Origin of the sequence: Dactylosporangium sp. CA-152071, assembly GCF_050936335.1 — a bacterium.
GTDB lineage: Bacteria > Actinomycetota > Actinomycetes > Mycobacteriales > Micromonosporaceae > Dactylosporangium > Dactylosporangium maewongense.
This window is the reverse complement of sequence record NZ_JBNJMZ010000002.1, coordinates 4,355,263-4,377,563: the sequence shown is the minus strand read 5'-3', so window position 1 is coordinate 4,377,563 and position 22,301 is coordinate 4,355,263. Positions and strand designations below refer to the sequence as shown.

Genomic DNA, 22,301 nt, shown 5'->3' with positions numbered 1-22,301 from the left:
GGACCGATGGAAGTCCGGGACGCCGGGCGGCTCCTGCCCGGCGGCAGCGGACGGGAGCGGCTGGTGCTCGCCACGTTGCTGATCAACGCCGAGCGGCTGATCCCCATCGACGAGCTCATCGCCCGGCTCTGGGAGCAGCCGCCGGGATCCGCGAGGGCGCAGCTGCACAACCTCATCAGCGGGCTGCGGCGCCGGTACCGCGCCATCGACACCTCGCTCATCGAGACCAGGCCGACCGGATACCTGCTGCGGCTGGGGCCGCACCGCCTGGACGTCGCGGAGTTCCGTGGCCTCACCGAGCGGGCCCGTGCCGCGGCCGCGGCGGGCGACCACGCCACCGTCGTGGCGGCACTGGACCAGGCGCTGTCGCTGTGGCGGGGCCCGGCCCTCGCGGACCTCGCCGACGCGTCCTCCGGCGAGGTCCGCGAGGCGCTGGACCGGGAGCGGCTCGCCGCGGCGGAGGCGAAGCTGGACGCCGCGCTGGCGCTCGAGGACTACGACACCGTGCTGCGCGAGGTCGAGCCGCTCGTCGCCGAGAACCCGTACGCCGAGCGGCTCTACCGCGGGCAGATGCTGGCGCTGGCCGGTGTGGGCCGCCGCGCCGACGCGCTCGCCGTCTACCGGCGCGCGTACCGGCGTCTCGTCGACGACATCGGCGTGGAGCCGGGACCGTCGCTGCGCGACACGGAGCGGCAGATCCTGTGGGGACGCCAGACGGGCGGGGCCGCGCCGGCCGGGCCACCGGTGCCGCGGCAGCTTCCCCGGGCGGCCGCGCTCACGGGTCGCGGCCCGCTGCTCGACCAGATCGCCGGGCAACTCTCCGACGACGCCGAGGCCTCCACGGTGGTGCTGCTGGTGGGGCCCGGCGGGGTCGGCAAGAGCGGACTGGCCCTGGCGGCCGGTCACCGGCTGGCGCGGGCGTTCCCGGACGGGCAGCTGTACGCCGACCTCCGCGGCAGCCAGGACACGCCGGCGGAACCGTACCGGGTCCTGGAGCGGTTCCTGCGGGCGCTGGGCGTCGACGGCACCGACCTGCCCAGGGACCCCGACGAGCGCGTCGCGCTGTTCCGCAGCCAGTTCGCGCGCGGCCGGATGCTGGTGGTGCTCGACGACGCCGCGGACGAGGCCCAGGTGCGGCCGTTGCTGCCCGGGGCGGGCGCCGCCGTGGTGACCTCGCGGCGGCAGCTGGGAGCGCTGCTCAACGCGGCCCGCTTCCTGGTGCCGGCGCTGCGAACCGCCGACGCGATCCAGCTCCTCGCCGGCGGTGTCGGCGACGCGCGGATCGCCGCCGAGCCGCAGGCCGCGAAGGAGATCGTGCGCCTGTGCGGCGGGCTTCCGCTGGCCGTGCGCATCGTGGCCGCACGGCTGGCGCTGCGGCCCGACGCCGGCCTCGACGAGCTGCGGCGGCGCCTGGCGACGGAGCGCGGCCGGCTGGACGAGCTGGCGGTCGGCGACCTCGACGTCCGGGCGACGATCGCGCTGAGTTACGAGGCGCTGCCGGCCGACACCCGGAAGCTCTTCGTGCGCTCCGGCCTGCTCGGCACGGCGGACTGGCCGGAGTGGGTCGCCCAGGCGCTGCTCGACGCGCCGGGCGAGCGGGCCCGCGCGCTGCTCGACGAGCTCGCGGACGTCCACCTGGTGGAGCCGCTCGGCCGGGACGTGACCGGGCAGGAGCGGTACCGGCTCAACGAGCTGGTCGCCGAGTACGCCTACGAGCGCGGCACGTCCGACGAGGCGCCGGCCGAGCGGAGCCAGGCGCTGGAGCGGCTGCTCAACGGCTGGCTCGCGCTGGCCACCGAGGCCGGTGAGCTGCTCGGCCACCACGCGGGCGGAGCTGACCTGGAGGTCCCGCCGCCGCCCGGCAGCGGCGCCCGCGCCATGCGGGCCGGCCCGCTCGACTGGTTCGAGACCGAGCGCGCCGGACTGGTCGCCGGGGTCGACCAGGCATGCCGGTCAGGTCTGCCCGGCATCGCCGGCGGGCTCGCGCTGAGCCTGTCGGGGTTCCTCGGCAACCGGTCCTACGCCGACGACTGGGAACACACGCTCCAGCAGGCGACGGCGTGTGTCCGTTCGCTCGGATCGGACCGGCTCCTCGCCCGCCTGCTCGGCGGCCTGTACGACGCCCACCTGCACCGCGACGAGTACTCCCAGCTGCCGGCCATCGCGGCCGAGCAGCTGAGCGTGGCGCGCCGGCTCGGTGACCCGGAGCTCGAGGTGCGGTCGCTGCGCAACGCCGGCATGGCCGCGGTGCGCCTCGGGCGGTTCGGCGACGCGTTCGACTGGCTGGAGCAGGCGGTGTCGGCGGCCCGCGCCCGGGCGGTCCCCGGCTGGCCGCTCTGCGACGCCCTGGACGGTTTGGGCTTCGCGAACTGGGAGGCGGGCGACGCCGTCACCGCCGTGGCGCTGCTGGAGGAGGCGCTCGCCGTCGACGGCGTGGCGGACCGGTCGCTGCAGCTCGCCCTCGTCCGGTACCACCTCGGCCTGGCGCTCATCGACGCCGGACGGCCCGCCGACGCGGAGCCGGTGCTGGCCGCGGCGCTGCGGACCAGCCAGGAGATGGGCGACGACCTGGGCACGGCGTACCTCGAGCAGGCCCTCGCCGACGCGGACCTCCGGCAGGGGAGGTGGACCGGGGCCGCGGCCAGGCTGGGCCGGGCGCTGGCCGGCCACCAGCAGGCCGGGCGCCCCGACGGCCTCGCCGAGACGTTGCGTGCCACGGGTGACCTGGCCGCCGCCGAGGGACGCTGGGCGGAGGCGGCCGGCCCGCTGCGCCAGGCGCTGGACATCTGGCGTCGCATCGGCGCGGCGCCGCAGATCGCCCGCGCGGCGGCCCGCCTCGAACGGGTCTCGGCGGCCTCCGGTGACCACGCCGCGGCGGCCGCCTACCACCGGCAATGGCGCTCGGTCGTCGCCGGGCTGGACGTCGGCGACGCCGTGCTGCGCCTTCCACCGTTCCTCGCGGGGGTCTCCGGTACCGACCAGGAGCGGCCAGCGGCGGCGCGTGCGGTTTCCAGCACCGATCCCGGACCCGGCGACGGCTGGTCCGGGCTCCTGTCCGGGATGGTCAGCGACGAGGCGGCCGCGGCCTTCGGCCGGCTCCTGGCGGCGTCCCAGCTGCCCGTCGGTCACCGGCCGGGCATGCTGGACCTCGACGAGGGCCCGGGGCGGGAGCTGCTGGACGCCGGGGTCATCAACATCACCGGCAGCGGCGACGGCCGGTTCGCCCGTGCGGTGCATCCCTCCATCGCGCTGCGCCGGCTGCTCGACCGCCAGCATCGCAAGCTGGCGGTGATGCAGCGGCAGCTGGGCACGGCCTGGGAGCAGTTCGCCGGCATGATGTCGCCGACGGCCGGCCTGGCCGACAGCCCGATCGACGACGACAACGTCCGCGTCATCCGCGACTACCCCGAGGTCGCGCGGCTCGCGTCGGGGCTGTACCGGTCACCGAAACGCCTGCTCCGCGCGACGCTGAACGGCCAGTTCGTCGACGGCGCCCCCACGCACGGGGTCCTGCTCCCACCGGCGGACGCCGTCGCCGCGGGGGTCGAGTTCCGCATGATCTACGACGCGATCCACGTGTCGGACCCCTGGGGCGCGTACAGCGTCGAGCAGTCCGTGCTGGCCGGCGAGCAGGCCAAGGTACGCAAACACATGCCGGTGAAGATGATGCACGTCGACGACACGGTCGCCCTGGTGACCATCGACGCGACCGGCATGGCCGGCGCGCTGCACATCCACTCGGGGCCCCTGCTCGAACTGCTCGCCGAGTGGTTCGACCTGCTGTGGCACGACCCCGGAAGCACGGTGGTCGGCGGCGGGGCGGACGACGCCGGGCTCACCGGCGCCCAGCGCAGGGTGCTCCGCCTGCTGGCCGCCGGCCTCACCGACGAGGCCATCGCCCACCGCACCGGCACCGCCGTCCGGACCGTACGCCGCCACGTCGGCGCGATCCTCAAGGTGCTCGGCGCGGACAGCCGCTTCCAGGCCGGCGCCGCCGCGGCGAAACGCGGCTGGCTGTAGCCGACGAGCGATCCGGCGTGTGGATCACCTGGCCGGAACCGGACAATGTCCGGAACGGTCCACGCTCCACGGTCGGAGGAGGCGGCATGTACATCCCGAACCGCCGGAACCGGCGTCGGCGGCGCGCCGGGCTCCTGGTCGGTGCCGTCGTCCTCACGTTCGTCAGCCTTCTCGACGGGTGGGTCTCCATCGACGAGGCGCGGGGAGGCGTGGTCGACGCCGAGGTGGTCGGCGTCCGGAACATCTCCTCCGGCCGCCGGGTCTACGACGTCCGGTTCGACGCGGCCGGGCGGGTCTGCTCGACCCAGGTGGACTCCGGCTCCAACCCGAAGCCGCGCGACGTGCACACCGGCGGGACCTCCCGGCTGCACTACTCGGCGTCGGACCCGTGCACCAAGGTGCGCGAGACCGGCGGCCCCAGCCCCGGCCCGCTCCCGATCGTCACAGCGCTCGTCGCGGCCGGGCTCTGGGTGGGGGTGTGGCGGCTCCGGCCGGGTGGTGGTCGCTCATAGACCAGACGGATCCGTCGACAGCCAGGTCCGGTGACGTTCTTCGAGTGTGTCGCGTTCCGCCGGCGTCTGCAGGATGACGTCGGCGCCGCCGTCGTACGGGTGATACAGCCAGCGGAGGTCGGCCGGGGCGAGGATCACTCCGCCGAGCTCGTCGTCCGCGACAGCGCGCAGGATGTCGTCGACGATGCCGGTCTTCCATGGCCGTGTGCTGATGTACAGCTGGGTGTAAGCCGGGTGTTCGGGGTCTTCGAGGATGGTTTGCCAGTGGACGCCGTCGGCGGCCAGCCGGGCCCGGGCCCGGCGGAGGTCGAAGGACGTGCCGGCGACGTCGGTCCAGTCGGCGGTGATGACAAGGAGCGGACCTGGGATGTCGAGCTCGTCCAGCACGGTGTTGTGCCGGTGGAGCACGACGGCGTATTCAGACTCGGTGTCGGGGTACCGCTTCGACCCGGGGAGGCTGTGGAACCTGACCCACCGGTTGTTGTACGCGAACGTCAACTCGTGCGCGATCGGCCGGCACTCAGGCCAGCGCCTGCTCCATGCCTCCGTCACGAGGTGGGGGTCCACCGGCCCGTCACGCCTCACATCGTCCTCCCCGCGGCATGGTCCAAAGCGTGCGTGGCCAGGTGGGACCGCTTGGGACCGCACGTGGTGCACCTTAGCCGAGGACACGTGCTCGGGCGCCAGTCTGACCACAGGCACACGGGGTCTGACATGCAGAAACGTTGTCCTGACCGGGCTGGCCGGGTTCGAGCTGTGCGAGCACGGTGGCGGGCCATAGGGTGATCCGCCGTAGGTCGTTTCCGGCATCGTGGTGGAGAGAATCTTGCAGGTCATGATTGGCGGAATTACATACGTCAGCCACGAGGTCCCTGCGTGGAGGGGAGAAAAGCACTACATCGCCATGGTGGATCTCGCTCCATTCGACCTTCCGGGGATGCTCGAGCAGATCTGGCTTCGGGAGGCTGACGTCGAAGGCAGCTATGAGGTCTGCTGTATCCCCTTCCATGTCTACGGTCTGGCGCTTGGTGATGTGGTGCAGAAGGATGAGTCGGACACCGTTGACCGGTTGATCAGGAAGTCGGGTCGTCGTACCCTTCGGGTTCTCTTCGCCGAGCCCCGACCGTCGGTTGACGCCAGGTCTGCGCTGCGTAGGGCCGTGGACTCCGCAGGGCTCTTGAGTGAGTGGAATGGCGATCGTCTGGTCGCGATCGATGTCTCAGATCTCTCGGTGATGCAGCCCGTCTTCGACTGTGTTCAGGGGGAGATCCAGGGCGGAACGGCGTTCTGGGAGTGGAGTGACTCCAGAGACTTCAGGCCTGCCTGACGGGACCTCGACCTGTGGCCTGCGGTGGACGGCGATTCGCCGTCCACCGCTGCGTGGTGGGCATGGGGTCAGGCCGTCGCGAGGGCCTCGGCCTGGACGACGTCGGGGGACGTGCGGCGCACCAGGCGGGCGCCGAGGAGCATGAGCGGTGCGTAGCAGGCCAGGGCGACCACGGCGCCGACGACGGCGGGGAGCATGGCGGCGGCGATGAACGGCACGAGGATCACCGGCACGGTCCACCAGCCGACCACGCCGGCGCGGGCCAGGCCGGCCAGGAGCAGCGGCAGCATGACCACGCCGCCGACGACGCCGGTGAGGCGCCACAGGACCATCGAGGGGTCGGCGGCCACGGTGTCGAAGACCTTGACCGCGTCGGCGAGCGGGACGGCGCCGGGCATCGCGCCGGTGAACCAGTCCGACAGCAGCATGCCCGACATCTGGATCGCGCCGAACGTCGTCAGGGCGACCCCGACGGCGGTGAGGGTCCGGCCGCGCCGGCCGCGCAGCAGGGTCAGCGTCGCCGGCACGCCGAGCGCGATGAGCACCCAGGCGTAGTGGAGGAGGTTCGCCGACAGGACGGACAGGCCGTAGTCGTCGGCGAGGGAGCTGAGGTAGGCCGCAGAGGAGTCGTCGGCCTGCGGCGGCGAGGTGAGCATGCCGCCGAACATGAGGAACGGGGCCAGGACGAGGGCGCCGCCGGCAAGCCGGCGCAGCGGGGCCGGCGTGGTGCTGGTGGTGGTGACGTTATCGGACATCGCACTGAATCCTCTCGGGGTTGCAAACGCCGGTGTTCGGCGTGATGCAAACGCTATGGCGGTGCGACGCCCGGCGGATCGGCGTGCAGGGCCGCTCCGGCTGCGACCTCGGGGCGACCGGCGGGCCCCGGGGTCCTCCCCGGGGAGGACCCCGGGGCCGGCGATGTCGTCCCTGGATCTGATGCCGCCGTGGCCGCGCGCTCGATACCGTCGGGGGCGAGAGGAGGCCCGGTGCGCGTTCCACGAAGTCAGCGTCAGTGGCTGGTCGTCGGCGGGATCGCCGGCGTGCTGTTCGCCGCCCTCGCGCTCGTCGAGGCATACGGCGACCCGCGGGCCACGGACACCCGCCTGGCCGCGGTCGCGACGGTCGTGGTCCTGGCGCTGTGCTTCCCGCTCGCCGCGTGGTTCCCGGTCGCCGCGATGACCGTGGCGATGCTGTCGTTCCCCTACGCGATCCTGATCGGGGGACCGGGGGTCGGCGGCGCCCAGCTCATCGCGGAGCTGGTGCTCGTCGTCCATGCCACGTTCCGGAGCCCGCCGCGGCGGGCGCTCGTCGCGTCGGTCGCCGCCGCGGTGGTGCCGGCCGCCCTGCTCGTCTGGAGCGGCGAGGGCGCGTGGGAGTTCGTGTTCTTCGGCACGCTGATCGGCGCCGCCTGGGGGCTCGGGACGTTGCTGCGCCGCGAGCAGGCGCGCTCCCGGCAGCTCGCGATGCTGGCCGCCCAGCTCGACGCGGAGCGCGAGAACCGGGCCCGTGCGGCCGTCGACGAGGAGCGGGCCCGCATCTCCCGCGAGCTGCACGACGCGGTGGCGCACACGGTCAGCGTCATGACGATGCAGGTCGGCGTGGTGCGCCGCCGGCTGGGCGACCGTCCCGCCGAGCGCGACGTGCTGGTCCAGGTCGAGCAGCTCGGCCGGCGTTCGGTGACGGAGCTGCGGCGGGTGGTCGGGCTGCTGCGCCCCGACGACAGCGACGGCCTCGCCCCGCCACCGTCGCTGCGCCGGCTCGACGACCTGGTCGGTCATGTCCGTTCCGCGGGGCTGGACGTCACGCTGCGGGTCGAGGGGGAGCCGGTGCAGCTGCCGGTGGCGCTGGACGTCTCCGCCTATCGCGTCACGCAGGAGGCGCTCACCAACACGCTGCGGCATGCCGAGGCCGGGTCCGCCACGGTGGTCGTGACGTACGAGCCGGCGGCCGTCAGCCTCCGCGTCGCCGACGACGGGCGGGGCGGCGCCGCACCGGGCCCGTCCCCGGGCGGCGGGCACGGGCTGGTCGGCATGCGGGAGCGGGTCGCGATGTTCGACGGTGAGCTGCGGACCGGTCCCCGCGCCGATGGTGGTTTCGAGGTGTACGCGCGGTTTCCGCTCGGCGAGGAGACACGATGATCCGGGTGCTGCTGGCGGACGACGAGGCGATCGTGCGGGCGGGCCTGCGCATGCTCATCTCCGACGAGCCCGACCTCGAGGTCGTCGGGGAGGCCGCGGACGGTCACGAGGCGGTCCAGGCCGTCGCCGCGCTCAGCCCCGACGTGGTCCTCATGGACGCCCGCATGCCTGGGCTCGACGGCATCGGGGCGGCAAGGGCGATCGCCGAGGCGCACCCCGGGGTCAAGGTGCTCGTGCTGACCACGTTCGACGAGGAGGTGCTGCTGGACGGTGCGCTGCGTGCGGGCGTCGCGGGGTTCCTGCTCAAGGTGTCGCCGCCGGAGCAACTGCTCGACGCGCTGCGGGAGGTCGCCGCCGGGCGCGGGCTGATCGACCCGGCGGTGGTGTCCCGGGTGATCGGCGGCTACGCGCGCGCACCGCAGGCGCCGGTTCGCGCGCCGGCCCTGGACCGGCTCACGGGGCGCGAGGCGGAGGTGCTCGCGCTGGTCGGCCGGGGGCTGTCCAACGCCGAGATCGCCGCGCGGCTGTTCCTCGGCGAGACGACCGTGAAGACGCACCTCGGCCGGGCGCTGGACAAGCTCGGCCTGCGCGACCGTCCCCAGGCGATCGCGTTCGCCTACGAGAGCGGCCTGATCCGCCCCGGCGACGACACCGGCTGACGGGCCGCCCGCCCCGGCGGCGACGTGGGTGGACGGGCCCGCCCGCCCCGGCGGCGACATGGGTGGACGGGCCCGCCCGCCCCGGCGGCGACGTGGGTGGACGGGCCCGCCCGCCCCGGCGGCGACGTCGGTGGACGGGTCGGCCGTCCCGGCTCCGGGGCTGGTTGACGGGCGTCTGGCGAGGCGGCGGCATCGGTTTGACCGGCCGTCCGCGCGGGCAGCAGTAGGACCCCGCGTTCCAGGTCGATCGGGTCGGCAGTTCACATCGATGGGATCGTTGCCGCAGGACGCCGCTGACCTTTCGTCGGGGGAATCCGGGGACGATCGTGCGTCGGGCGTCGCCGGGGTGGGTGTGATCCGCCGTGAGAGCGCGGCCAGTCGGCAGCGGCGGGAGTGGCAGCCGCGCCAGTGCGATGTGACATCAGGCGGACTGACACCTGCGGGCGGTCCGACCTCCCGTGACGGTCTGTCGCGTGAACGGGCCGGCAGCGGGTAGGCGGCAGGTATGAAGATCGGTGTGATCGGCGCCGGCAAGGTTGGCTCCACGCTGGCTCACCTGTACGTCGCGGCCGGCAATGACGTCGCCATCGCGAACTCCCAGGGGCCGGACACCCTGCGCGACCTCGAGCATCAGCTCGGCCGTCACGCACACGCCGTCACCGTCGAGGAGGCGGCCCGCTACGGCGACGTCGTGATCGTCGCCGTGCCGTTCTGCCAGTTCGAGGACCTGCCCGCCGATGCGCTGGCCGGCAGGACGGTGGTCGACGCGACCAACTACGTCCCTGAGCGGGACGGGCACGACGCGGAGCTGGAGCGCGGCGACGTGACCAGCAGCGAGCTGATGCAGCGGCACCTCACCGGGGCGCACGTGGTCAAGGCGTTCAACGCGATGCGCTGGGACCACCTGCGCGACTACGGACACTCGGCCGGGTCGAACTTCCGGTACGGCATTCCGGTCTCCGGCGACGACCCGGACGCCAAGTGGCGGGTCCTCGACCTCGTCGAAGAGATCGGCTTCGAACCGGTCGACGCCGGGCCGCTCGTCGAGGGCGGTCGCAAGTACCAGCCCGGGACGGAGGTCTACACCGCGGATCTGGAGGCCGACGAACTGCGCGCCCGCATCGGCGTCGAGGCCGCCTGAACCTGCCGGACCACGGGCGGCGCGGCGCGGCGGGGTGGGCCGGCGCGAAATGCAGATCGGGTCGGTGGTTGTTGGTTAGCCGAGGTCCGCATGGGTAGCGGGGGCGGGGCCTGGCTGCACCTGCCTGGACGGCAGGTGGCGGGCGGGAAGGAGGACGGTGGGGATGGCGACACGGGACGGTCAGCGCGTGATCGTGGTGACCGGGGCGAGCGGGGGAGTCGGCCGGGCGTCCGCCCGGGCGTTCGCGGCGCGCGGTGACGCGGTCGCGCTGCTGGCACGCGGCGAGGACGGGCTGGCCGGCGCCGAGCAGGACGTCCGCGCCGCCGGGGGCCGCGCCCTGCCGATCGAGGTCGACGTCGCCGACAACGACGCGGTGCAGGCGGCCGCGGACCGGGTCGAGGACGAGCTCGGCGAGATCGACGTGTGGGTCAACGTGGCGTTCTCGTCGGTCTTCGCGCCCTTCGTCGACGTCGCCGCGGACGAGTTCCAGCGCGCGACCGAGGTCGCCTACCTGGGGTACGTCAACGGTACCCGCGCCGCGTTGCGGCAGATGCTGCCCCGCGACCGGGGCGCCGTGGTGCAGGTCGGGTCGGCGCTGGCGTACCGCGGCATCCCGCTGCAGAGTGTGTACTGCGGCGCCAAGCACGCCATTCAGGGCTTCACCGAGTCCGTCCGCTGCGAGCTGCTGCACGACCGCAGCCGCGTCCGCGTCACGATGGTGCAGCTGCCGGCGGTCAACACGCCGCAGTTCGACTGGGTGCTGTCGCGCCTTCGCCGCCACCCGAAGCCGGTCCCGCCGATCTACCAGCCGGAGATCGCCGCCCGCGCCGTGCTGTACGCCGCCGACCATCCGCAGCGCCGCGAGTACTGGGTCGGCGGGTCGACGGTCGGCACGCTGCTGGGCAACAAGGTCGCGCCGGGGCTGCTGGACCGCTATCTGGCCCGCACCGGCTACGACTCGCAGCAGACCGGCGAGCGCGCGGCCAGGCTGCGGCCGAACCTGTGGCAGCCCGCCGACGCGGCGCCCGGCACCGACCAGGGCGCCCACGGCTCGTTCGACCAGGTCGCGCATGCGCGCAGCCCGCAGCTCTGGGCGTCGCAGCACCACGGCCTCCTCGCCGCGGCGTGCGGCGCGGCGGCGACCGCCGGCGCCGCCGTCTGGCTGGCCCACCGCCGGGCCTGACACAAGACGGACCCGACACGCAAAGACACGAGACGGGCCTGACACCCAAAGACACAAGACGGGCCTGACACACAAAAGACAGCGGAAGGAGGCACCGCATGACTCCCGGCGCGAACGCCGGCCTGCTCCACCGCCGCGCGTCGACGCCGTGGTGGTGGCGGCGCGCGGTCGACGGGCCGTCGGCGTGGCCGCGACGCGTGGCCGTGGCCGTGCTCGCCTGCGCCGGGATGCTGGTCTCGCTGCGGCTGGCGTTCTTCCAGTACGGCCTGGTGCCGGCGGTGTGGGAGCCGTGGTTCGGCGACGGCAGCATCCGCGTGCTGGAGTCCGGCTTCTCCCGGGCGCTGCCGGTGCACGACGCCGCGCTCGGCGCCGCGGCGTTCGCGGCCGAGTTCGTGCTCGAGCTGTCGGGCGGCACGACCCGGTGGTGGCGGCGGCCGTGGCTGGTGGTCCTGCTCGGGCTGGTCGCCGGCGGCATGGCGGTGGCCGCGCTGTTCCTGGTGGCGATGCAGGCCTTCGTGGTCGGCGCGTTCTGCACGCTGTGCCTGGTCACGGCGGGCATCTCGGTGAGCGTCGCCCTGCTCGTCGCCGACGAGGTGGTCGCGGTGTGGCGGCAGCTGCGCCGCGCTCGCCGGTACGGGCGGTCCTGGGTGACGGCGCTGCGCGGAGGAGTCGTGGGTGCGCACTGAGTTCAAGGTGTTCGGGGTGATCGCCGGGTTCCTGCTGACCGCGTCGGTCGTCTACCTGTGGTGGACCGGCAGCGGCGCCGCCCACCCGGAGCTGACCGGCGGCATCGCGCTGGGCCTGTCCGGCGTGCTGAGCCTGATCTGCGGCAGCTACTTCTGGCTGGTCGCCCGGCGCATCCCGCCGCGCCCGGAGGACCGGCCCGACGCCGAGATCGCCGACGGTGCCGGCCCGGTCGGCTTCTTCGCGCCGCCAGGGTTCTGGCCGTTCGGCATCGCCGTCGCGGTGGCCAGCGCGGCGGTCGGCATCGCGCTGAGCCAGTGGTGGCTGGCCGGCGCCGCCACGATCGGCGCGCTGCTGGCCACGACCGGTCTGGTGCTGGAGTTCTACGCCGGCGCCCCGGAGTCGCGGTGAGCCGCCGGCCGCCCCGGGCCACCCGCGCGGCCCGGGCGGTGGACGAGCGGTTCCAGGCGGCCACGCCGCTGCGCCGGGCGGTGCACAAGGTCTTCCCGGACCACTGGTCGTTCATGCTCGGCGAGCTGGCGCTGTACTCGTTCGTGATGCTGGTGCTGACCGGGGTCATGCTGGCGCTGTTCTTCGACCCGTCGATGCGGCAGGTCACCTACGACGGCTCCTACGTGCCGCTGCGCGGGATGCCCATGTCGGCCGCCTACGACTCGACGCTGCGCATCACCTTCGACATCCGCGGCGGGCTGCTGCTGCGGCAGATGCACCACTGGTCGGCGAACCTGTTCATGGCGGCGATCGTCGTGCACATGGCCCGGATCTTCCTGACCGGCGCCTTCCGCAAGCCGCGCGACGCGAACTGGGTCATCGGCATCATCATGTTCTGGCTCGGTTTCGTCGAGGGCTTCGCCGGCTACTCGCTGCCCGACGACGGCCTGTCCGGCACGGGCCTGCGCATCGCCGCCTCGATCGTGGAGTCGCTGCCGGTCATCGGCACCTGGGCGTCCACCTCGCTGTTCGGCGGCGAGTTCCCCGGCGAGGTCATCGTCGGCCGCCTGTACATCGTCCACGTCCTGCTGGTCCCCGGGGCGCTCGTCGCGCTCATCAGCGTGCACCTGGGCCTGATCGTCAAGCAGAAGCACACGCAGTGGCCGCGGGTGCGGCACACCGGCGCGAACGTCGTCGGCGAGCGGATGGTGCCCGGGTTCGCCGGTCGCTCCACCGGACTGGCGCTCATCGTCTTCGCCGCCGTCGCCGCGCTCGGCGGGCTGGTGCAGATCAACCCGGTGTGGCTGTTCGGCCCGTACGAGGCCGCCGTGGTGTCCTCGGCGAGCCAGCCCGACTGGTACGTCATGTTCCTCGACGGCGCGCTGCGGCTCATGCCGCCGTGGGAGGTGCGGGCCTTCGGCTACACCCTGTCGCCGGTCTTCTGGCCCGGCGTCGTGCTGCCCGGGGTCCTGACCATGCTCGCCATCGGCTACCCGCTCGGCCACGCGTGGCGGCACCGCGGCGAGGAGTACCACAACCTGCTGCAGCGTCCCCGTGACGCGCCGACCCGTACCGCGGTCGCCGCCATGGCCGGCACCTTCTACCTGGTGCTGACCGTGTCGGCCGCCAACGACCTCATCGCCGACAAGTTCCAGATCAGCCTCAACGCGCTGGTCTGGGCCGGGCGCATCGGCGCCCTGCTGCTGCCGGCGCTCGCCTTCGCGGTCACCCGCCGGCTCTGCCTGGGGTTCCAGCAGCAGGACCGCAAGCGGCTCGCCCACGGGATGGAGACCGGTGTGGTCATCCGCACCCCGGACGGGGAGTACCGCGAGATCGAGCAGCCGCTCGCCGCCGCCGACCAGCTGCCGCTGCCGTACGCCGGCTGGGTGGTGCCGAAGCGCATGCAACGCGTCGGGGCCGCCCAGCGGGAGCTGGAGAGGTCCGCCCAGCGGGAGCTGGAGAGGTCCGCCGATGAGTGACCGTTCGGTGCTGCCGATCGACCCGGTGCACACCCCGAGGCTGCCCGGGCCGCTGCGCCGCACCGTGCCCGGGTCGCGGGTCGTGCAGGCGCTGGCGACCACCGACGCGAAGCAGATCGGGGTTATGTACCTCGTGACGTCGTTCGGCTTCTTCGTGATCGGCGGGGTGCTGGCGCTGCTGATGCGCGCCGAGCTCGCCCGGCCCGGCCTGCAGCTGCTGTCGCCGGAGCAGTACAACCAGCTCTTCACCATGCACGGCACGATCATGCTGCTGCTGTTCGCCACCCCGCTGCTGTTCGGGTTCGGCAACTACCTGGTCCCGCTGCAGATCGGCGCCGCCGACGTCGCGTTCCCGCGGCTCAACGCCCTCGCGTACTGGCTGTACCTGACCGGCGGCATCGTCACCGTCGCCGGGTTCGCCACCCCGGGCGGGGCCGCGGACTTCGGCTGGTTCGCCTATTCGCCGCTCAACAGCCACGTGCACTCGCCCGGCGTGGGCGGCGACCTGTGGACGATGGGCCTGGTGGTGGCCGGCGTCGGCACGGTGATCGGCGCGGTCAACATGATCACGACCGTCATCACGCTGCGGGCGCCCGGGATGACGATGTTCCGGATGCCGATCCTGACGTGGAACATCTTCATCACCGCGCTGATGGTGCTGATGGCGTTCCCCGTGCTCACCGCGGCCCTGCTCGCGCTCGAGGCGGACCGCAAGTTCGGCGCGCACGTCTACGACCCCGCGCACGGCGGGGCGATGCTGTGGCAGCACCTCTTCTGGTTCTTCGGCCATCCGGAGGTGTACATCGTCGCCCTGCCGTTCTTCGGCATCATCACCGAGATCCTGCCGGTCTTCTCCCGCCGGCCGGTCTTCGGTTACAAGGGTCTCGTCGGCGCCACCATCGCGATCGCCGTGCTGTCCATGAGCGTGTGGGCGCACCACATGTTCGTCACCGGGCAGGTGCTGCTGCCGTTCTTCTCGTTCGTGTCGTACCTGATCGCCGTGCCCACCGGCGTGAAGTTCTTCAACTGGATCGGCAGCATGTGGCACGGCCAGCTGACGTTCCAGACGCCGATGCTGTGGTCGCTGGGCTTCCTGGTGACGTTCCTCTTCGGCGGCCTGTCCGGGGTGCTGCTCGCCTCGCCGCCGATGGACTTCCACGTCTCCGACACGTACTTCGTCGTCGCCCACATGCACTACGTGCTGTTCGGCACGATCGTCTTCGCCGCGTTCGCCGGCGTCTACTTCTGGTTCCCCAAGATCACCGGCCGGATGCTCGGCGAGCGCCTCGGCAAGGCGCACTTCTGGCTGACGTTCGTCGGGTTCCACACCACGTTCCTGGTCCAGCACTGGCTCGGCACCCGCGGCATGCCCCGCCGTTACGCCGACTACCTGCCCACCGACGGCTTCACGGTCTACAACACCATCTCCAGCATCGGCGCGCTCATCCTGGGGCTGTCGATGCTGCCGCTGCTGTACAACCTGTGGTCCTCCTACCGGTTCGGCCGCCGCGTCGAGGGCAACGACCCGTGGGGCTTCACCAACTCCCTCGAGTGGGCCACCACCTGCCCGCCGCCGCGGCACAACTTCAGGAGCCTGCCGCGCATCCGTTCCGTCCGTCCGGTGTTCGACGCCGTGCACGGCGAGCTCGCCGGCCGTGACCACGGCAGCCCGGACCCCTCCGGCAAGGAGGCATGACATGACCGCCGTTCACGGTGCGCCGCCACGCCGCGCCGACGGCGTCTCCGCACCGCAGGTGCTGCGGCAGTACGCCCTGCTGGCCGACGGCCGCCGCGGCGCGCTCATCGGCCCGCGCGGCGACGTGGCCTGGCTGTGCGCCCCGGCCTGGGAGTCGGACGCCGTCTTCACCAGCCTCCTCGGCGGCCCGGGCGGCTACGCGGTCGCCCCGGCCGACGACCGGTTCGTGTGGGGCGGGTTCTACGAGCCGGGCACCCTGATCTGGACCAGCCGCTGGATCACCACCGACGCGATCATCCACAGCCGCGAGGCCCTCGCCCTGCCCGGCGCGCCGCACACCCTGACCCTGCTGCGGCGGGTGGCGGCGATCCGCGGCGACGCGGTGGTGCGGCTGCTGCTGGACGTGAGCGCCGGGTTCGGCCGGCAGCCGTTGCGCGACCTCACCCGCGACGAGCACGGGTGGGCCGGGCGCGCCGGCGACCTGTACGTGCGCTGGCACGGCGCCCCGCAGGCACGGCCCGACGTCTCCGGCGTCCTGCACGGCGAGCTGCGCCTGCCGCCCGGCGGCCGCCACGATCTCATGCTGCAGCTGTCGACCCGGCCGTTCACCGGGCCGGCGCCCGAGCCGGACGAGCTGTGGCCCGCCACGGCGGCGGCGTGGCAGGCGGCCGTGCCCACCACGGTGGACGGCTTCTCCGGCCGGGACGCCCGGCACGCCTGCGCGGTCCTGCACGGGCTGACCACCCCGGAGGGCGGCATGGTCGCCGCCGCCACGACCTCGCTGCCGGAGCGGGCCGAGGCCGGCCGCAACTACGACTACCGCTACGCCTGGATCCGCGACCAGTCCTACGCCGGGCATGCCGCCGCCGCGGCGGGCGCCGACCGGCTGCTCGACGCGGCCGTGCGCTTCGTCTCGCAGCATCTGCTGACCGACGGGCCGGCACTGGCGCCCGCCTACGTGGCGGGGTCGGGCCGGCCGGTGCCGGACGAACGGGACCTCGGCTTCCTGCCCGGCTATCCGGGGGCGCCGGTGCGCACCGGCAACTGGGTCAACGGGCAGTTCCAGCTCGACGCGTTCGGCGAGGCGCTGCTGCTGCTGACCGTGGCGGGCCGCCGGGACCGGCTCGACGCCGACGGCCGCCGGGCCCTGCACCTGGCCGCCGACACCATCGCCCGGCGGTGGCGCGATCCGGACGCCGGCATCTGGGAGCTGCATCCGCGGCCCTGGACCCATTCCCGGCTCACCTGCGTCGCCGGGCTCCTGCGCGCGGCCGGCGCGGTCACCGGACCCACGGCCACGCGCTGGCGCGATCTGGCCGGGTCCATCCTGGCCGACACGCAGGCCACCTGCCTGCACCCGACGGGCCGGTGGCAGCGCGCACCGGACGACCCGCGCGTCGACGCCGCCCTGCTGTTCCCCGGGATCCGTGGCGCCGTGCCGCCCGGCGATCCCCGCACCGCCGCCACGCTCGCCGCCGTGCGGGCCGAGCTCACCGAAGACGGTTACGTGTACCGGTTCCGGGCCGACGACGCGCCGCTCGGCGGTGCGGAGGGCGCGTTCCTGCTGTGCGGCTACGGCATGGCCCTGGCCGAGCAGCAGGCCGGCAACCCGGTCGCCGCCGCCCGCTGGTTCGAACGCAACCGCGCGGCCTGCGGCCCGCCGGGCCTCTACGCGGAGGAGTACGACGTCCGGCAGCGGCAGCTGCGCGGCAACCTGCCCCAGGCGTTCGTGCACGCCCTGCTCCTCGAGACCGCCGCGACGCTGCCCGATCCGACGGGCTGAAGAGGAGTGGTCACGTGCTGAGGATCCGGGCCTTCTGCTGCTCGAACTCGGCCTCGGTCAGCACGCCCTGCGCCTTGAGCGCACCGAGCTGCTGGAGCTGCGCGAGCCGGTCGGACGTGTCGTCCCCGGAAGCGTAGGCGGCCTGTCGCTGGTCCTGCGCCGCCCACCGGCCGGCCTGGCGCCGGGAGACCCGGTTGGACACGGCGGTCGCGGTGCCGGCGACCACGGTGGTGCGGGCGATGCCGCGAAGCAGTCCTGGCATGGTCGGCCTCCTATCGGCTGAACTGTCGGCTGAGCTATCGGCTGACTTCGGTGTCGACGCGCTCGACGGCCGCGAGCAGTGCCTGCACCGGGATCCGTCCGCCGGCGACGAGCTGGCCACCGCCCCGGCGCAGCGTTGTGGCCAGTGGTGCGGCCCACCGGTTCTCGTACACGAGGATGGCCGCCACGCTGCCCTGATTGAGGACGTCGGCGGCGTCGGCGAGGTCCTCGGCGTCGACCAGCCCGGTCGTGACGCCCTCGAACATCAGCAGGTCCAGCTTGCCGTCGTGGTCGACGTCGGTCAGTTCCAGCCCTTCGACCGTGCCGTCGCCGCGCTTCCTGACGAAGACGAGATCGAGAATCCTGATGATGCCGCGTTCGACGAGGTCGACGAGCAGCGGCAGCCCTTCGCCGGTCACCCGGCCGTCGGGGAACTCCACCACCAGGTAGTCGACCGGACCCATGTCCTCGAGATCCCGCATGCAGAAACCATGCCGCCGCGCGCCGGGCGCCGGCCTCGCCCGCGCCGGATGACCGGCCCGGGTGTGGCGGGGCGCGCGGACGGCGGGTGCGATGCCGTTCCATCTATTGTCCTAGGAAGCTGTAGGGGTTGGGCAGTCGCTCACGGCGCTGCGGGTGCCGGCCGACGCGTCGTGAGCCGGTCCACCGTCCGGCGGCACGGGTGAAATCCGGGGTGGCGGCAGAGGTCGCCCGGACGGGTGCGGCGCGCGGGCCGGGTCGAGGCGCGGCGGACGGCGACGCGGGGGCGGTAGCGTAAAGCGAATGTCGTTCTGATCGCCTCTGGTCAGGATCATCCCCTTGTTGCGCAGACCCTGGTCGACCTCGCTCCTCGTCGCCGCTGTGTCGGTGGTTGCCGTCGTCGGTCTGGCGAGTTCGGGGCTGCTGTCCCCGCGGTGGTCGGGGCTCCTCGACGACGCGGGGCAGTTCTCCGCGGCGCTCGCGGCGACCCTCGTCTGCTGGATCACCGCCCGCCGGCACTCCGGCGGTCAGCGGTGGTGGCGGGTGTGGATGGGCGCCGCGACGTGCGGCTGGATGATCGGGCAGTTCTTCTGGTCCTGGTACCGGCTGGTCAACGGCGACGTGCTGCCGAGCCCGTCGCTCGCGGATGCCGGGTATCTCACGCTGCCGGTGTTCGCACTCCTGGCGGTCTACACGCTGGCCGCCGAACGGCCCGCCCAGGGCGCCGCGTGGCGCCGCCGGGGGAGCCTGGTGATGGCGCTCGACGGGCTCATCGTCGTGGGTGCGCTGTTCGTGCTCACCTGGGCCACCACGCTCGGGGCGGTGGTGCGGGCCGGTGCGGCCACCACGCTCGAGTACTCGGTCGCGATCGCCTACCCGGTCACCGATCTGCTGCTGACCATCATGATCGTCCTGCTGGTCGCGACGACGGCGGCCGCGCCGAACCGGGCGCAGCTGGTCATCCTCGCCGCCGGGCTGTTCGCGCTGTCGTTGTCGGACAGTGTGTTCGCGTATGTCGTGACCAGGGGCGTGGACAGCATGTCGCCCCTGGCCAACTCCGGGTTCGTCGCCGGGCACGCGCTCATCGCGGTCGCCGCGCTGACGCCCGTCCGGGAGATGCCGCACTGGCCGGTGCGCCCGCGGGCCCGCTGGGGGCACATGATGCTGCCGTACGTGCCGGTGGTCGGCACAGGCGTGCTGGTGATCGTGCAGCTCGCCCGGGGCGTCGTGATGGACGGCACCGAGATCGTCGCCGAGACCATGGTCATCGTGCTGCTGATCATCCGGCAGGGGGTGGTGCTCGTGGAGAGCGCCAACCTCGTCGCGTCGCGGACCCGGCTCGTGCTCGCCGCCGACGAGACCCGCCGGCGGCTCGAACGCGACCTGCACGACGGCGTGCAGCAGCGGCTCCTCTCGCTGGGCCTGGAGGTGCGCCGGGTCGAGACGATGGTGCCGTCGGAGCTGGCGGAACTGCGTCAGGACCTGTCCGCCGTCGTGGACGGGTTGAACGGCGCCGTCGACGACGTGCGGGAGCTCTCCCGCGGCGTACACCCGGCGATCCTCGTGCAGGGCGGCCTGCGACCGGCGCTCAAGGGGCTGGCCCGCCGCTGCGCCGTCCCGGTGGACCTCGAGATGGAGGTGGAGGGCCGGCAGCCGGAGCCGATCGAGGTCGCGGCGTACTACGTGGTGGCGGAGGCGCTGACGAACGCCGTCAAGTACGCCAGGGCGACGATCGTCCACGTCGTCGTTTGCGCGCAAGGTGGCTTCCTGCACGTGACGGTGTACGACGACGGGGCCGGCGGCGCGGATCCGAAGGGAGGCACCGGTCTCATCGGGCTGATCGACCGGGTCGAGGCGCTGGGCGGCACGCTGACCGTCGAGAGCCCTGCCGGCCGGGGCACCCGCCTGCAGGCCGACTTCCCGCTCGGCGAACCGTGACCAGGCCCGGATCGCGGGCAGGAGCGAGCGCGGCCGTACCCCACGTGCCGCGGGTGAGGTCACCCGCATCGGGTGGTGTTGACGGTCGTCAGGAAGGCGAACGGTCGGACGTGTGCATGCCGGACCGGTGCGGACGCGGCCCAGTCCCGCAGTCACGCCCTCGCCGACCGGGAGGCCGCATGACGGTGACCAGCAGTGTTCGGCGCCGGCTCACGACGTGGTTGCTGCCGGACACGCCGCCGCCGCTCCTCGTCGGTGTCCTCGTCTCCGTGGTGGTCATCACGGCCGAGACGGCCCTGCTCGGGCTGCTGCACACCGCTGAACCGCAGAGGTCGCCGACCGCCGTCATCTACATCCTCGGCGTGGTGGCGCTGACCATCGTGTGGGGCGTCCGGCTCGGCGTCGGTGTGGCGGTGGCCAGCTCGCTGGTGTTCAACTTCGTCCATGTGCCGCCGGGCGGCCTGCACCTGACCGCGGTGCAGGACCTCCAGCGGGCCGTGGTCTTCGCGATCGTGGCACTGGCCAGCGGCGGGCTGGCCGACCTGGCCCGGGCGCGCGCGATGGAGGCGCGGCAGCTGGCGGCCGAGGCGGACATCGCCGCCGACGTCGCCCGCTGCGTCCTCGGCGCGGACGACCTGCCGTCGGCGCTGCGGTCCGGGGCGCGGTGTGTCGCGGCCGGGTTCGGCCTCTCCAGCGTGTCGATCGAGATCGGCGACGCACCGGACCCGGCGAAGGCCGCCGGCGCGACCGTGCTCGAACTGGGCGACGGGAAGCGCCGCCCGGTGTGGCTCGTCGTCCCGGACGACACCCCGCCGGCGACGCTGGAGCGCATCCGCGACCGGATCGGCTCCTCACTGGAGGAGGTCGTCAACACCGCCGTGAAGCGCCAGGAGCTCCTCGGTACTCTGCGGGCCAGCCAGCAGGCGACGCAGGCCCTGCTGTCGGAGCAGGCGGCGCTGCGGCGGGTGGCCACGATGGTCGCCGCGGGCGGGCCGCCCGGCACGGTGTTCGCGGCGGTGACGGCCGAGCTGCACCGACTGTTCCGGGGTTTTCACACCGCGCTGCTCCGGTACGAGCCGGACCGCAGCGTCAGGACGGTCTCGGAGCGGGACGAGGGCGGACGGGTGCTGCCCGACCAGCCGAGCCGGCCGATCGAGGGCGAGAACATCGTCGGCAAGATCCTCCGCACCCGCCGCACGGCACAGATCGACTACGACACCGCCAGCGGGCCGATCGCCGAAGAGCTCCGGGCCCGCGGCGTCCACCGCGGCCTCGGCGTGCCGATCATCGTCGACGGTGAGCTGTGGGGGGTCACGCTCGTCCTGTCCTACAAGCCGGGGCCGGTGCCGGCCGACGCGGAGAACCGCCTGCTCGCCTTCACCGAACTCGTCGCCACCGCCATCGCGAACACCGAGAACCGCGCCCGGCTCGTCGCGTCCCGCGGCAGGCTGGTCGCCGCGGCGGACGACGCGCGGCGGCGCATCGAACGCGACCTGCACGACGGGCCGCAGCAGCGCATCGTCGCCCTCGCCCTGCGGCTGCGCATGGCGGAGGACGCGGCGGCGGGCGACGTGCCGGCGGCGCGGCGCCTGCTGTCCGACACCGTCAGGAACCTCACCGAGATCCACGAGTCGATGACCGACCTCGCCCGCGGCATCCACCCGGCGCTGCTGACCCAGGGCGGGGTCTGCCCGATGCTGCGCACGCTGGCCCGGCGCAGCATCGTGCCGGTCGAGCTGCGGCTGCAGGTGCCGGGCCGGCTTCCCGAGCGGGTGGAGGTGGCCGTGTACTACGTGGTCTCGGAGGCGCTGACCAACATCGCCAAGCACGCGCAGGCGCCGGTCGCCCTCATCACGGTGGACGCGGACGAGCGGTCCATCTGGCTGTCGGTCCGCGACGACGGTGCCGGCGGGGCCGACCCGGAAGCGGGCACGGGGCTCGTCGGCCTGCGCGACCGCGTCGAGGCGCTGGGGGGCCGGTTCGGCGTTGTCAGCCCGCCGGGGCAGGGGACGACCCTGACCGCGGAGATCCCGCTCGCCCAGCCGGACCCGCACGCCGTCGCGGAGTCGTTCCCGATGGCCGCCGCCGGCTGAGTGCGCGCGGGCCGGTGGTCCGGCGGACGGTCAGCGGGCCGCCCGGTGGCGGAGGCGCTCGGTCGCGATGAAGTCGGTCAGGGTGTCCAGGTCCTCCAGGGCGTGTTGGTTGAAGTCGGCGGCCACGCCGTGCTCCGTCTCGATGGCGTCGACCAGGCGGATGATCGCCAGCGACGACACGCCCATGGCGACCAGCGAGCAGCCGGCCGTGGCGACGTCGTGCGGGGTGAGCCGGTCGTCGCAGGCCTGCGAGACGGCGCCGGCCAGCCAGGCGCGGATCCGGGTGCGGGCCGGGGTCTGGTCGGTCCAGACCCGCTCGACGTGGTCGAGGCACTCGTCCCGGGTGCCGCGGTGGCCCTCGGCGACCCAGCCGGCCGGCAGGTCGTCGGCCACGGGCCAGACCGAGTACTGCTCGTCGGCGTTCATCACGACGCGGTGGTCCATGAGGGTTCCCT

At 73.5% G+C, this 22,301-nt stretch carries 19 protein-coding genes; 14 read left to right on the top strand and 5 right to left on the bottom strand.

What is annotated here, in order from left to right; all coding sequences use genetic code 11:
* Positions 1–6 precede the first annotated feature (6 nt).
* The gene (locus ACQEVZ_RS59405) at positions 7–4,020 is read left to right on the top strand and encodes a BTAD domain-containing putative transcriptional regulator (protein ID WP_433385810.1); all 4,014 of its coding nucleotides are present in this window, start codon (positions 7–9) and stop codon (positions 4,018–4,020) included.
* Between the two features lie 86 nt (positions 4,021–4,106).
* Positions 4,107–4,532: a hypothetical protein gene (locus ACQEVZ_RS59400; RefSeq protein WP_433385807.1), complete on the top strand. Its 426-nt coding sequence runs from the start codon at positions 4,107–4,109 to the stop codon at positions 4,530–4,532.
* Here the strand turns inward: ACQEVZ_RS59400 and ACQEVZ_RS59395 are convergent.
* The gene (locus tag ACQEVZ_RS59395; RefSeq protein WP_433385804.1) at positions 4,527–5,117 is read right to left on the bottom strand and encodes a DUF3885 domain-containing protein; all 591 of its coding nucleotides are present in this window, start codon (positions 5,115–5,117) and stop codon (positions 4,527–4,529) included. The two genes, ACQEVZ_RS59400 and ACQEVZ_RS59395, sit on opposite strands and share 6 nt — an antisense overlap.
* A gap of 250 nt (positions 5,118–5,367) precedes the next feature.
* Here ACQEVZ_RS59395 and ACQEVZ_RS59390 point away from each other — a divergent pair, with 250 nt between their 5' ends.
* Positions 5,368–5,859 (top strand): DUF4265 domain-containing protein, encoded by a 492-nt coding sequence (locus tag ACQEVZ_RS59390; protein WP_433386224.1) that lies wholly within the window; start codon positions 5,368–5,370, stop codon positions 5,857–5,859.
* Positions 5,860–5,927: 68 nt separating this feature from the next.
* Here ACQEVZ_RS59390 and ACQEVZ_RS59385 read toward each other — a convergent pair whose 3' ends face one another.
* Positions 5,928–6,614, bottom strand: coding sequence for a hypothetical protein (locus ACQEVZ_RS59385; protein ID WP_433385801.1), 687 nt, complete (start codon positions 6,612–6,614; stop codon positions 5,928–5,930).
* Positions 6,615–6,845: 231 nt separating this feature from the next.
* On the opposite strand from ACQEVZ_RS59385, the gene ACQEVZ_RS59380 reads away from it, so the two are divergent.
* The 9 genes from ACQEVZ_RS59380 (at position 6,846) to ACQEVZ_RS59340 (ending at position 17,074) form a co-directional block, all read left to right on the top strand.
* Positions 6,846–7,997 carry a sensor histidine kinase gene (locus tag ACQEVZ_RS59380; RefSeq protein ID WP_433385798.1) on the top strand — a complete coding sequence of 384 codons (1,152 nt, stop codon included), beginning with the start codon at positions 6,846–6,848 and terminating at the stop codon, positions 7,995–7,997.
* Complete coding sequence (locus tag ACQEVZ_RS59375) at positions 7,994–8,656, top strand: response regulator transcription factor (protein ID WP_433385795.1); 663 nt, start codon at positions 7,994–7,996, stop codon at positions 8,654–8,656. Before ACQEVZ_RS59380 ends, ACQEVZ_RS59375 begins: the two co-directional genes overlap by 4 nt.
* 505 nt (positions 8,657–9,161) lie before the next feature.
* Complete coding sequence (locus ACQEVZ_RS59370; RefSeq protein ID WP_433385792.1) at positions 9,162–9,797, top strand: NADPH-dependent F420 reductase; 636 nt, start codon at positions 9,162–9,164, stop codon at positions 9,795–9,797.
* A gap of 157 nt (positions 9,798–9,954) precedes the next feature.
* Positions 9,955–10,980, top strand: a complete 1,026-nt coding sequence (locus tag ACQEVZ_RS59365; RefSeq protein WP_433385789.1) for an SDR family oxidoreductase — start codon at positions 9,955–9,957, stop codon at positions 10,978–10,980.
* A gap of 98 nt (positions 10,981–11,078) precedes the next feature.
* A complete protein-coding gene (locus tag ACQEVZ_RS59360) occupies positions 11,079–11,666 on the top strand; it encodes a vitamin K epoxide reductase family protein (RefSeq protein ID WP_433385786.1) in 588 nt (195 codons plus the stop codon).
* Complete coding sequence (gene ctaF, locus ACQEVZ_RS59355; RefSeq protein WP_344508764.1) at positions 11,656–12,075, top strand: aa3-type cytochrome oxidase subunit IV; 420 nt, start codon at positions 11,656–11,658, stop codon at positions 12,073–12,075. Before ACQEVZ_RS59360 ends, ctaF begins: the two co-directional genes overlap by 11 nt.
* The gene (gene qcrB / locus ACQEVZ_RS59350; RefSeq protein WP_433385783.1) at positions 12,072–13,595 is read left to right on the top strand and encodes a cytochrome bc1 complex cytochrome b subunit; all 1,524 of its coding nucleotides are present in this window, start codon (positions 12,072–12,074) and stop codon (positions 13,593–13,595) included. Before ctaF ends, qcrB begins: the two co-directional genes overlap by 4 nt.
* Complete coding sequence (gene ctaD / locus ACQEVZ_RS59345; RefSeq protein WP_433385780.1) at positions 13,588–15,291, top strand: aa3-type cytochrome oxidase subunit I; 1,704 nt, start codon at positions 13,588–13,590, stop codon at positions 15,289–15,291. Before qcrB ends, ctaD begins: the two co-directional genes overlap by 8 nt.
* A 1-nt stretch (position 15,292) precedes the next feature.
* A complete protein-coding gene (locus tag ACQEVZ_RS59340) occupies positions 15,293–17,074 on the top strand; it encodes a glycoside hydrolase family 15 protein (protein WP_433385777.1) in 1,782 nt (593 codons plus the stop codon).
* A 10-nt stretch (positions 17,075–17,084) separates the two neighbouring features.
* Here the strand turns inward: ACQEVZ_RS59340 and ACQEVZ_RS59335 are convergent, their stop codons facing one another.
* Both ACQEVZ_RS59335 and ACQEVZ_RS59330 read right to left on the bottom strand, forming a co-directional pair.
* On the bottom strand, positions 17,085–17,336 hold the full coding sequence (locus ACQEVZ_RS59335; RefSeq protein WP_433385774.1) for an SHOCT domain-containing protein: 252 nt from the start codon (positions 17,334–17,336) through the stop codon (positions 17,085–17,087).
* A 34-nt stretch (positions 17,337–17,370) separates the two neighbouring features.
* The gene (locus tag ACQEVZ_RS59330) at positions 17,371–17,817 is read right to left on the bottom strand and encodes a DUF6325 family protein (protein ID WP_354901216.1); all 447 of its coding nucleotides are present in this window, start codon (positions 17,815–17,817) and stop codon (positions 17,371–17,373) included.
* A 340-nt stretch (positions 17,818–18,157) separates the two neighbouring features.
* Between ACQEVZ_RS59330 and ACQEVZ_RS59325 the strand changes: the two genes are divergently transcribed.
* Together ACQEVZ_RS59325 and ACQEVZ_RS59320 are read left to right on the top strand one after the other, a co-directional pair.
* On the top strand, positions 18,158–19,753 hold the full coding sequence (locus ACQEVZ_RS59325; protein WP_433385771.1) for a sensor histidine kinase: 1,596 nt from the start codon (positions 18,158–18,160) through the stop codon (positions 19,751–19,753).
* A 179-nt stretch (positions 19,754–19,932) separates the two neighbouring features.
* Positions 19,933–21,846: a sensor histidine kinase gene (locus ACQEVZ_RS59320; protein WP_433385768.1), complete on the top strand. Its 1,914-nt coding sequence runs from the start codon at positions 19,933–19,935 to the stop codon at positions 21,844–21,846.
* A gap of 30 nt (positions 21,847–21,876) precedes the next feature.
* Here the strand turns inward: ACQEVZ_RS59320 and ACQEVZ_RS59315 are convergent, their stop codons facing one another.
* Positions 21,877–22,290, bottom strand: a complete 414-nt coding sequence (locus ACQEVZ_RS59315) for an MbtH family protein (RefSeq protein ID WP_425552369.1) — start codon at positions 22,288–22,290, stop codon at positions 21,877–21,879.
* Between the last annotated feature and the right edge of the window lie 11 nt (positions 22,291–22,301).